Annotated in this window: 10 protein-coding genes; all 10 read right to left on the bottom strand. The window is 35.7% G+C overall.

Annotation, left to right across the window (positions count from 1 at the left end):
- Nucleotide 1: 1 nt before the first annotated feature.
- Complete coding sequence (locus DW761_RS12935) at nt 2–901, bottom strand: peptidase U32 family protein (RefSeq protein ID WP_117518405.1); 900 nt, start codon at nt 899–901, stop codon at nt 2–4.
- Nucleotides 902–1,007: 106 nt separating this feature from the next.
- Nucleotides 1,008–1,424, bottom strand: a complete 417-nt coding sequence (locus tag DW761_RS12930; protein ID WP_117518404.1) for a hypothetical protein — start codon at nt 1,422–1,424, stop codon at nt 1,008–1,010.
- A gap of 9 nt (nt 1,425–1,433) precedes the next feature.
- Entirely contained in the window at nt 1,434–1,886 is a 453-nt protein-coding gene (locus tag DW761_RS12925) for a helix-turn-helix domain-containing protein (protein WP_158553803.1), read from the bottom strand.
- Between the two features lie 51 nt (nt 1,887–1,937).
- On the bottom strand, nt 1,938–2,276 hold the full coding sequence (locus DW761_RS12920; protein ID WP_147323326.1) for a hypothetical protein: 339 nt from the start codon (nt 2,274–2,276) through the stop codon (nt 1,938–1,940).
- Nucleotides 2,277–2,431: 155 nt separating this feature from the next.
- A complete protein-coding gene (locus DW761_RS12915) occupies nt 2,432–2,632 on the bottom strand; it encodes a hypothetical protein (RefSeq protein ID WP_117518401.1) in 201 nt (66 codons plus the stop codon).
- Nucleotides 2,633–2,639: 7 nt separating this feature from the next.
- Complete coding sequence (locus DW761_RS12910) at nt 2,640–3,956, bottom strand: HAD-IIB family hydrolase (RefSeq protein WP_158553802.1); 1,317 nt, start codon at nt 3,954–3,956, stop codon at nt 2,640–2,642.
- A 69-nt stretch (nt 3,957–4,025) separates the two neighbouring features.
- A complete protein-coding gene (locus tag DW761_RS12905) occupies nt 4,026–6,632 on the bottom strand; it encodes a cation-translocating P-type ATPase (protein ID WP_117518399.1) in 2,607 nt (868 codons plus the stop codon).
- A gap of 238 nt (nt 6,633–6,870) precedes the next feature.
- On the bottom strand, nt 6,871–8,505 hold the full coding sequence (locus tag DW761_RS12900; protein ID WP_117452752.1) for a putative manganese-dependent inorganic diphosphatase: 1,635 nt from the start codon (nt 8,503–8,505) through the stop codon (nt 6,871–6,873).
- A 113-nt stretch (nt 8,506–8,618) separates the two neighbouring features.
- The gene (locus DW761_RS12895; RefSeq protein WP_233509529.1) at nt 8,619–9,359 is read right to left on the bottom strand and encodes an N-acetylmuramoyl-L-alanine amidase family protein; all 741 of its coding nucleotides are present in this window, start codon (nt 9,357–9,359) and stop codon (nt 8,619–8,621) included.
- Nucleotides 9,360–9,447: 88 nt separating this feature from the next.
- On the bottom strand, nt 9,448–12,954 hold the full coding sequence (nifJ, locus tag DW761_RS12890; RefSeq protein WP_117452754.1) for a pyruvate:ferredoxin (flavodoxin) oxidoreductase: 3,507 nt from the start codon (nt 12,952–12,954) through the stop codon (nt 9,448–9,450).
- Between the last annotated feature and the right edge of the window lie 31 nt (nt 12,955–12,985).

The raw sequence follows: 12,985 nt of genomic DNA, 5'->3' as shown, positions 1-12,985 counted from the left end.
GCTATTCACCTACCTTCACTTTACTTGTTTTGGTATAATAAAAACCACTTGTGACATGATCTTCTTTATATTTTTCACGATACATTTCATCAATTTGTTTTGCGTCTTTTCCATCCAGGATTTCATGGTATAAACGTAATGCTTCACATACATAATCAATATTATGAAAAATCCCATCAATACGCATATGGCGAACACCTGCATCCACAAAATCTTTTATTTCCATAAAACTTGCCAGTGTATAGCCACTAAATACATGTGTACCAAATTCGTCTTCCATAATCGGCATATGCTCATCACGGGTTTCTTCCATAATAAATAACGAACGTTTTCCTTTGATATCTTCTTCTCTGCCAATAAATTTCAAATAATTAGAAATCAGATTTCGCTTACTATGCATCATATTGACACGACCATGTATGATGATTTCAATATCGCCTTTTACCTGATGGGCAATTTCACAAATTTCATCTTTTGTGATTTCTTTAGAAATACTAACCATGGAAATACCTTCATCTAAATAGAACTGTACATCCGCATGATTGGTAATCAAGGTATCTGGATTATAAATCAGTTTATCTTTCATATCCAGTAGATCCGCTTCATATAAAACACATTCATCACCATAATAGATACCATCTACTTCTATGGCTTTTAATTCTTTTAAGAATTCACGAAGCTTAGGCAGTTCTTCTTCTGTAAAAAAACGATTCACCATGACTAACATCGCTAATCCCAGATTCTCACATTGTTTTTTCACACACGGCAGTGCTTCTCTTTCAAAATAGCCAGCACCACGTACAGAAAAAAACGGTGTTGAAATTACAACACTATCTGCACCTGCTTCTTTTAATTTATGTAAGTCCTCCATTTCAAATGGAGTTGCGATAAAATCTAACATATCATCACCTATTTTCTATTTGCTTTCCTATTATAAACTATTTCTATCTAAATGGGTAGTAAAAATATTTCCTAAAAAATAAAAAGCGTCTATTTGACGCGATCTATCATTTATCAACTGATAATACAATTGTCTTGTCTAGAGTTATTGTCCGGCAGTTTATAGTTGGCAATACTACAGCAGTTCCTGAATCAATGGTAATAGACGTAATATTAGATCGAATGAATGGGATAACAAATGATACAAAAACAGAAATATAATCATTAATATTTTTATCTCGTTTTATATCTTCCATCGTTTCCTCATCTTGAATTTTATATCCAGCTATATAATGGAATTCATTGTTCTTTGAATTTTCATAATCTAATTCTATTACAATACTTAAAGAAAAGACACATTCTTCTTCATCATATCCATAAGAAGATATACTAATTCTTATCTCTTGTAAGTCTTCTATCTGGTTTTTTTGAAAATTAATTTTTTCTAAATGAAATCCTAAAAATAAATAAGGCTGATTTTCCATTTTTTCCTCCTATATATAGCAAGATGTAGAAGCATCTTGTTGAGATTGACTATTTTCTTTATATAACATCTGATTAATTTCTATACAATCATTATTTTTTACAAACTTTGTATTTGTTTCTTTTTTTATTTTCTTTCTAGTAGGAATCACTTTTATTTTATAATCGTTTTGTAACTGGCAATATTCATCATTTCTTTCAAATACATAAAATTCGTCTAATAACCAATCATATTTATTTAAAAGATAAAGTAATCGACTAGCTGTCCCTTTAATGGGATTTACTCCTTGTTCCCATTTTTCTATTGTTTTTTCACTTACACCTAATATTTTTGCAAGCAAGCGTTGTGAAACATTTCTTTTTTGTCGCAATTTTTTTAAAAATGTTGGTGTTACAATTTTTTCAATATCTTTAATCTTTGTTTCGTAACCAGGTTTACGAAATGCATCGTTCCAATTAAACATTTTATTACCTCCTTTGCGCCACAGCATCTTCTACCATTTTTTTAACTAGTTTTATTCTTTCTCTGTTAAATCTAATTTTGGCTTTCTACCTGAAGTTTTATGATACAAATGAAATGGTATGGCACTATTTTCATCCATCATGCATAATAATCTATACGCGTTAGAAGTTCCTATATGTCTATTTTCATCTTTATATCTCATTTTATACACACTAATTGGAGGAATTGAAGTTACTTTATTCCCTTTTATTGGATTTGAATTGATATCAAAAGAAAGATCTTTTAAAATTTTAACAAACTCATAAGACGTCATATTCACATTTTTTAAGTCTTTTTCTAAATCAAAGCCATATTCCTTTTTAAAATCTTTTATAAGTGCTTTCCATTCCAATGGATTGATTACTCTCCTATTGATATCGCCATCCCCCTTCATCAATGTATATACCCTATTTAATAGGGTATATACATTTTAACAAAACCTGCATCTTATTGCAAGCTAAATCATTAAATATACAATTAATAATCTAAAAAGTGCCCTAATGGCACTTAATCATTTCTGTTGTGGCTTTGATACGTACGATTTGAGAAGGCGTTAAGTTGCTTATGTTCACATGGCATAGATCCTGCAGAAGAAACATGTCCAGCGCCATAGTAGTTTTCAATTTCTCTTGCGATATGCTCTTTACATTCAAAGCATAAGCATCCCTGTGTAGTTTCCTTACTCAGTTCGATCACTTCATTTTTCATGATCCTTTTATCCTTTCAGCTTCTTATAAAACAATTGTGCAATCTTTTGAACAACTCCATCATCATTATTGCTAGGAATGATACTTGCATGGGCAAGAATTTCTTTTTTGGCATTTTGTACCGCAAAACTTTGGGTTGCTGACCCCATCAATGGTAAATCTTCCAAATCATCCCCGAATACATATACTTTTTCAAAATGATATTGTTTCATGATATCATCCACTGCCTGCTTTTTCCCAGCATCCTTGCTGTAAATTTCCATACTGGAATATTCTTGATGAAGTTCATCTGCTTTGATTACGATATGTAATTCATAGAAACAAGGCAATTTTTTTATTTCATCATATAATGTATGGATCTGCGCTGTTTTATGAATCGCATGAATATAAATGGCATGATGTTGTTCAGGAAGCTCGCTATATACATAGGTTTTATATGGTGTTTTACGCATTGCATGATAATAGTCTTCTTCTACAGGATTTTGAAAATCTCCATAATACACATGTAGCATATGATGAATAATCGTATGTACAAAACAATTCATATGTTGTTGCTTGAATACTTCCATTAAGGAATGGTATGTTTCAAATGGTATTTCTTTACAATGGTTATATTCTTGTTTTTTCATATCAAAGGTCGCTGCCCCATTCATCGTAATGATGGGCAAAGTGAAAGGGATTCCCTGTAATTTATGAAGAAACATCGATGGTGTTTCACAGGTCGCAATTGTAATATTGGCACCTTGTTCCAAAAGCTGTTTTAATTTCACCTTTGTATAAGCTGATAATTCCTGATCATCATTCAATAATGTATGATTCAGATCACTTACAAATAAGATATCTTTATTTCTGGCAGTACCCATGTGTAATGTATTTAACGCAAGTGCCACAAAAATACCAATCAGGGTATCAATGATACGATTAAAGGCAAACAGATATGGATTGATATCCATACCATGAGATACTGTAACACTCATAAATACAACACAGGAAATATAAGAAGCGGTTGTCATTTTTAACAGCACCGTACTATAAATAATTGGTATGATCATCAAAGATATGATTGCATAACGAAGCCATAAAGCATCATTAGGAAAAAAACTTTTTTCAACCAATAGCACTAGCATTCCACAAAACCCGCCAAGCAAAGTTCCTTTTACACGATTGATAGCGACTCTTTTACTATTGGTCACATCCTGTTGTATACATAATACCGCTGCGATACAGGAATAAAAGACGATACCTTCTGAGCGAAACAGCGATATCAAAAAGCATATAGCGACTGCACAACTTGATTTTATAATGCGCATTCCAATTTTCGGCATAGGCATTTCTCCTTTTTTCCACCATTATAAATGTTTCGAAAAAAAAAGTAAATAAGAAGAAAAATCTTCTTATTTACCTAAATGTAAATCTTTTGTGGTTTTATATGCCTGAATTAACAAGGTTGGAAGAAATGCCAGACCATAAATTGTAAGCAATTGTTCCAAAGAAATCGTTGTAACAGAGAATAATGAATGAAGTGCCGGCAACATCAGAATAGCTGTTAAGAATATAAATCCAACACCAAATGCCATGACTGAATATTTATTACTCATAAGTTTCAGGCGATATATAGATCGTTTACTACGACAGTTAAAGCCATGGAATAAACGAGCAAGACACAAAGTAGAAAAAGCCATAGTTGTGGCAATTTGCCAACTGGTTTTCAATCCAATAAAATATGCAGCCATTGTCACAAGAGCAATCATGATTCCCTGAACACCCAGCTGTTTTATTGTATCTTTTGTCAGAATTCCTTCTTTTGGATCTCTTGGTTTTTCTTTCAATACATCCTTTGTAGAGCGCTCCATACCAATCGCAATCGCTGGAAGAGAATCTGTCACTAAATTGATAAATAATAAATGAACAGGCAAGAATGGTACAGGCAGTCCTAATAAAGATGCCGCAAGAACACATATGATACCAGATAAATTACCACTTAACAGATAAATAATCGCATTTTTGATATTTGCGTAAATATTTCTACCTGTAGCCACAGCTTTTATGATGGTCGCAAAGTTATCATCCGTTAAAATCATGCTAGCAGCATCTTTACTGACTTCAGTCCCTGTAATCCCCATTGCGATTCCAATATCTGATTGTTTCAAAGCAGGTGCATCATTGACACCATCTCCTGTCATTGCGACGATATTGCCTTTTTTCTGCCATGCTTTCACGATACGAATCTTATGTTCGGGCGCAACTCTTGCATATACACGAATGTTTTCTAATTGTTCATCTAATTCATCATCCGCCATTGCATCTAATTCCATACCTTCCAAACAGATATCGCCATCATGATAAATACCAATGGAACGGGCAATACTTCTTGCGGTTACTTTATGATCTCCTGTGATCATGATTGGAATGATACCTGCACGTTGACAATTTTCAACGGCATCTTTACTTTCCACCCTTGGTGGATCCATCAAAGATACCAGGCCGATAAATATCAATTCTTCTTCATCCTCCATGCCGATCGTCTTTTTGTCTACATATCGATAAGCAAATCCTAACACACGTAAACCATCTTCCGCAAATGCTTCATTGCGCTGTAAGATCATGTCTTTATCTTCTTGTGTGATATCATGAATGCCATCGTCTAACTGTATCTTATGACAACGTTTCAATATCTCATCACAGGCTCCCTTTAATAATAAAACAGGTTTTTGATCGATTATCTGTAACGTGGACATCAATTTACGTTGTGAATCAAATGGATTTTCATCAATACGCTGATATTTCTCTCTTGTCGCCAGCTCATCAATATGATAAGTTTCCAACAAATCAATTAATGCTAGTTCTGTAGGATCACCAATTCTTTGATCATTGGTTGTCTGGGCATCTGTACATAAAGCAAATCCTAACAGCATCATACGATCTATTGGTTTTGTTTCTTGAAGTGTAGATGCATTAATCAATTCATGATTTCGATAGATCTGCTGGGCAGTCATTTTATTTTGTGTCAATGTTCCTGTCTTATCACTACAAATGACGCTGACACATCCCAGACTTTCTACAGAATTGATATTTTTGATAATTGCATTTTCTTTCGCCATTTGTGATGTTCCCATAGCAAGTACAATGGTCACAATACTGGCAAGTGCTTCTGGAATTGCCGCAACTGCCAATGCCACCGCAAACATTAAGGAATCCATCACAGGATCACCCTGCCATACATTTAAGCCAAATACAACAATACAAATACAGATGATTCCAATACTTAACTTTTTACTAAAATCATCTAATGTTAACTGTAATGGCGTGCGTCGTTCTTTGGTTTCATTCATCAAAGAGGCGATTTTACCAATTTGGGTATCCATTCCAATCGCTGTGACCACACAGACAGCTCGTCCGTATGTAACAAGTCCACTTGAAAACACCATATTTTTTTGATCACCGATGCCACATTCTGAATCAATGACCGCTACATCTTTTTCTACGCTTTCTACTTCACCTGTCAAAGCACTTTCATTGACCTGTAGCGTATAGTTTTCAATAATTCTAGCATCTGCGCCTACCACATCTCCAGCTTCCAGCAATATGATATCCCCTATCGTTAATTCTTTACTGGATATCTCCATGGTTTTACCACCACGTATAACTCTTGTATGCGGTGTAGACAACTGTTTTAAACTGTTCAATGAATTCTGTGCTTTGATGCTTTGTACCGTACCTAATATCGCATTCATTGTGATTACCACTAAAATAACAATCGTACTTTCTACTTCACCGGATACCATAGAAATAATGGCAGCGATAATCAGAATAATTACTAATAAATCTTTAAATTGTGATAAAAACACCATAAATGCACTTTTGGGTTTTGTTTCCTCTAATTCATTATAGCCATAGGTTTCTATACGTTTTGTCGCTTCACTTTCTTCTATTCCCTGTCGATTCGAATTCGTCGAGGACAATGTTTCCTCCACACTTTTCTGATAAAACTTATCCTGCATAAACATCTTCCTTTCTCTGCAAGTCTTTTCTATAGTTTTACCAGTTTTCCAAAATAAAAACGAGACTATAGAAAAGCTTTCTATAAGTCTCGTCATTTCAGGTTCTGACCAGAATTTTCATTCGGGTTTGTTGACCAGAGCCACACATTGTGCTGACTACTCCCTTATTGGTTCATATGATACCAAATCTTTGTCCCTCTGTAAACAATATTTCTAAAATTAACAGATTCTTAACATTTCATCCTTCCTTCAATAATTTGGATAAAGTAGGAATAATTTGTTTTTTACGCGAAACAATACCATCTACAAAATATAAATCATCCATGATATCTTCCTTAAATGCTTCATCCACAACTTTCTTTAGATTTCCAACAAATAACAAGTTGCTGCCACTTCCATCTACAGAAGTAAAACACATCATCAAAATATCAAATTTATTAATCGTATTGATTGTTTCCATATAGGATAACATTTCTTCACGTATATCCCTTAATTCTTCCTCATCTGCGATATTGATTTGCCCTATCGCAATACGCTTTCCATCAATATTGTATTCTTTAAAATCATTATATAAGATTTCAGAAGTTGAACGCCCCTTTAAAGTAGCGACTGCCCCAAACATTTCTGCGGCCATATCATCCAAATCAAGCCCAGCAATCTTAGATAATTCTTTGGCAATTTCCCGATCTTGATGGGTAGATGTTGGGGAATGAAAATTCATGGTATCAGAAATAATTGCACAGCATAGTAAAGAAGCTATCGTCTTACAAGGTGTGATGCCATGCTCCTTATACATTTTTGCGATAATTGTACAGGTACTGCCAATGATTTCATTTCGAAAATGCACAGGCGTTGTTGTTTCTACATCCCCAATACGATGATGATCCACAACTTCCAATACTTCCCCATCTTCTAAATAATCAATACTCTGGCTTGTTTCATTGTGATCTACTAGAATAAATTTCTTTTTCGCATAATTCAATAAATGATAACGTGCAATTGAACCAATGACTTCTCCCTGATTATTCAAGACTGGATAAGAACGATAACGGCTTTGTGACATTTGATGATACGCATCATCAATATAGGCATGATCATTAAATGCTACGATTTTTCGGCTCATTATCAATTCCACACTTGGACAACGGTAGATTCTTCTTGCGACTTTAAACATATCCAGCTTTGTTTTAATGATGGTACAATGATATTCTTTCGCAAGTTTCATAATACTTTGTGATATGATATCCACACCAACCAGTATCAAACATGCCGCGCCATCTGAAATAATTCGTTTCTGTAGTTGTAAATCATCACTTAATACTACGATCGCATCTTTATAATTATCATCACTATATACACTTTGATGATTCGTCACAATATACACATTTCCATTAGGACGATATCGTTCATCTTGATGAACGAATTCTCCATCTAATACACGACAGATATTTTCTACTGGCGTTTCCTTCATCAACGTACGGTTCATTTCACTGTTTTCATTATATAAAACTTTCGCAATATCAGATAAAGATACCACACCTATCAGCTTCTGCTCATGATCCACAACGTATAATACCTTAGATTTACGCGCAGACATACGGCTCCATGCATCTTTGATCGTATGATCCTTTTGAATCAATAACGGTTCATCAAATGCTACTTCATACAATTTTACTTTCGCGTTCTGTAAATAAACTGGTTCTTCCACCTTAAATTTTTTTAAAATATAATCCGTTTCTGTATTTACTTCACCAATTCTTGCCGCTATTGCATTAACTCCCAACTCCTGTTTTAACTTAGCATAGGCAAGGGAAGCAACAATCGAATCTGTATCCGGATTTTTATGCCCTATGATATATATTTGTTCCTTCATACTCGTCCCTCTTTCTTATTACTTTTATTGTATCGTATCTGAAGAAAAAGTTCTATAGTAAAAAGTAAGCATTTACATTTTTTCGTAAAAAGAAAACATCTCCTGTGAGATGTCTATGGTTCATTCTGCTTTATGTAGTTGTAAATACCCTGAGCAATCTTATCTGCTAATGCCTGTTGACTTGCTTCATTTGTTAAATATGCACGATCATTTTCATTTTCCAAAAAGCCGGTTTCTATCAAAATAGCAGGTAATTGATTATCCTGCAATACCTGAAGCGGCGCAAGATCTTGATCTTTGATTCCCCTGTTTTGTGTATATTGTAACTGCTCCATCTGTCCCATTACTTGTTTTGATAATTCAAAAACATTAGTATCTTTAATTTTACCCCAGATTTCAAAGCCATTTACACTGCTACCTAGTTCACTTGCATTGGTATGTATGGACACAAATACTTTTGCATGGGATGTATTGGATATTTCTACACGTCTGGTTAAATCTGCGACTTCATCTGCTGGCCAGCTGACTTCATCACTTGTTCTTGTATACGCAACCTTGATGCCTTTATTTTCCAGCGCTGTACCAATCTTCTTTGTTAAAGCAAGTGTTACATTTTTTTCATATATATCGCCAAAATTACTTCCGCTGTCATATCCACCATGTCCGGCATCCAATACTACCTGGGGATCTTCTATTATGAGTGATGTAATCGAACGTGTAATCGGATTATCTGGAAATACTTTAGCGCACAAGATCAATAAAACAAGTACGACAATCAATTCTAAACAAAGAATCATTAATAGTTTCATTGGATCTCTATGTTTCTTTTTTCTCTTTTTTGCCAATCTTCTCACTCCTAAACGAAAGTATTATACCATAATTTTACACATAATTGTGACAAGAAAAAAACAGGACCACCGAAGTGGTCCTTATATTTTAAGATTACATGCTTTCTTTAGCGATTGCTAATAATCTCTTGTGACGTTTCATAGCGTCTTTCTTAGTCTTCTCGAACATTTCGTAAGCTGTTTCACCTTTTACTTTTGGTAACTGGCTATAACGAGTTTCTGTCATCATGAAGTCTAACATCTTATCGTAATCTGGTTCTTTAGAATCGATTGTCAAAGGCTGTTCTTTTCTTGGGTCATAACGATATAGATCGAAGTATCCACATTCAACAGCTTTTGCCTGTGTTCTCTGGTGGTTAGCTAATCCACCCTTGATACCGTGTTCAGCACAAGGAGAGTAAGCTAAGATCAAAGATGGTCCATCGTAGCTTTCAGCTTCTTTCAATGCTTTTAAAGTCTGAGCTTTATTAGCACCCATAGAAACAGAAGCAACATATACATGTCCATAAGCCATAGCAATCTGTCCTAAGTCTTTCTTAGCTGTTGTTTTACCACCAGCAGCGAACTTAGCGATAGAAGCAGCCTGACTTGATTTAGATGACTGACCACCTGTGTTAGAGTAAACTTCAGTATCTAATACTAATACGTTTACATTCAGGTCGTTAGCTAATACGTGGTCTAATCCGCCGTAACCGATGTCATAAGCCCATCCGTCACCACCGACGATCCAGATTGATTTACTAATCAAATCAACGTCAGCTAATTCTTTAACAGCTTCGATGTCTGATTTAGCAGCCAATTCTTTGATTGTTGGAGCAACTTCTCTTTCAGCTTCACGATCACCGTGAACTTCGATATATTTAGCGAATGCTTCTTTCAATGCAGGTTCAACATTTTCCATGTTGTCTTCCATTGCTTTCAGGATTCTAGCTTCTTTGTAGTTCTGAGATAATGCCATACCATAACCGAATTCAGCATTGTCTTCGAATAATGAGTTAGCCCAAGCAACACCTTCACCATTAGCATCATTTACGAATGGAGTTGATGGAGTTGATGAACAGTAAATCATTGAACATCCAGTAGCGTTAGCAACTAACATATCTCTACCGAATAACTGAGATACTAATTTGTAGTATGGAGTTTCACCACATCCTGGACAAGATCCAGATACTTCAAAGTAAGGCATTAAGAACTGAGAACCCTTAACAGTATCTGTTGGGAAGAATTCAGTCTTATATTCTGTGTGTTTGAATAGGTAATCTGCAAGAGGTTCCTGATCAAGTTTTTCGTTGATATCAACCATTTCAAGAGCTTTGTTACCAGCTTTACCTGGACATTCAACAGCACATAATCCACAACCTACACAGTTTGCAGGAGATACCTGGATACGGTACTGCATGTTTTCAACACCTTTACCCATAGCAGCGATTGTCTTGAATTCCATTGGTGCATTCTTAACTTCTTCTTCAGTTAATAAGAATGGACGAATTGTAGCATGTGGACAAACGAAACTACAGATACCACACTGGATACAGTTTTCTGGGTGCCATGTAGGTACCTGAACTGCGATTGTACGTTTTTCTTCAAAAGCAACATTATTACGGATAGAACCATCTAATAAGAAGTCACCTGTAAATGCGCTTACTGGCATATCATATCCTTCCAAACCATTGATAGCAGCAACATGGTTGTCGAAATATTCATCACCAGTTAATTTACGAGCTGAATCGTAAGTTAATTCTGCCCAAGATGGATCAACAGCGATTTCAACGATACCGTCTTTACCAGCATCGATTGCTTTGTAGTTCAACTGAACAACTGCATCACCCTTCTTAGAGTAAGATTTCTTAGCAGCAGCTTTCATCAAATCAACAGCTGTAGCATAAGGCATAATCTGTTCGTTCAATGCGAAGAATGCAGACTGCAGAATTGTGTTAGTTCTACGTCCCATACCGATTTCCTGAGCGATCTTAGTAGCGTTGATAATATAGAATTTAGCGTGTTTCTTAGCTAACTGTGCTTTCATACGGTTAGGCATGTGTTCAACGATTTCTTCTTTAGAGAATGTAGTATTTAATAAGAAAGTACCACCTTCTTTGATGTCTTTTACCATGTCATATTTGAACATGTAAGCATCTAATGAACAAGAAATGAAGTCTGCGTTACCGATGTAGTAAGTAGAACGGATTGGTGAGTTACCGAAACGTAAGTGAGAACGTGTAACTCCACCAGCTTTTTTAGAGTCATATGCAAAGTAAGCCTGAGCATACTGATCAGTGTTGTCACCGATGATCTTAACAGTTGATTTGTTAGCAGATACGGTACCATCTGAACCAAGTCCCCAGAACAAGCAAGAAGTGTAGTCAGCAGGAACTGTGAAGTTCTTGTCAGCTTCTAAGCTTAAGTGAGTAACATCATCATTGATTCCGATTGTGAAGCTGTTCTTCATTTCATCTTTCTTCAATTCATCAAATACGGCTTTGATGTGGTAAGGCTGAGTATCTTTAGATCCCATACCATAACGTCCACCGATGATTTCGATGTCTTTATCTTTTAATGCAGCAAGTACATCCAAGTATAATGGTTCTCCCATTGCACCTGTTTCTTTTGTACGGTCTAATACAGCAATCTTCTTAACTGTTTCAGGCAATACAGCTGTTAAATATTTAACAGAGAATGGACGATACAAGTGAACCTTGATCATACCAACTTTTTCGCCAGCAGCTGTTAATGCATCGATAGTTTCTTTTGCAGCTTCTGTTACAGAACCCATAGCAACGATAACACGTTCAGCGTCAGCAGCACCATAATAAGTAAATGGAGCGTATTCACGACCAGTGATTTCACTGATTTTCTTCATATAATCAGCAACGATGTCAGGAATAGCATCAAAGTGTGTATTTCTAGCTTCTACACCCTGGAAGAAGATATCATCGTTTTCTGCACCACCACGAGTAACTGGGTTTGTGTGTGGGTTTAATGCATTCTTACGGAATTTTGCTAAAGCTTCTTTGTCAATCATGTCTTTGAATACTTCTGTATCCATAACTTCGATTTTCTGAATTTCGTGAGATGTACGGAATCCGTCAAAGAAGTGAATAAATGGAACGCTTCCTTTGATTGCAGCCAAATGAGCAACACCAGCCAGGTCCATTGCTTCCTGTACTGAGTGAGATGCAAGCATACATGCGCCAGTCTGACGGCATGCGTAAACGTCTTCGTGATCACCAAAGATGTTCAATGCTCTTGTTGCAAGTGCACGTGCAGCGACGTGGATAACACCTGGTAAACATTCACCAACCATCTTGTAGATGTTTGGAATCATCAGTAATAAACCCTGAGATGCAGTGAATGTTGTAGCTAATGTACCAGCCTGTAAAGCACCGTGTACAGCTCCAGCTGCTCCACCTTCTGATTGCAGTTCAGCGACTTTTACAACGCTGTCAAAAATATTCTTGCGACCCTGCGTAGCCCACTGGTCAACAACTTCAGCCATAGGTGAAGATGGTGTGATTGGGTAAATCGCAGAAAGTTCGGTAAATGCGTAGGCACAATGTGCAGCAGCAGTGTTACCGTCCATTGACATAAATTTCTTAGTCATTTGTTTTCCTCCTTGCATAATTTTTACTCCC

The organism is Absiella sp. AM29-15, assembly GCF_003434225.1.
GTDB lineage: Bacteria > Bacillota_I > Bacilli_A > Erysipelotrichales > Erysipelotrichaceae > Hoskinsella > Hoskinsella hominis.
Note: the sequence above shows the minus strand (reverse complement) of the source record. Positions and strands in the feature narration are given on the sequence as shown.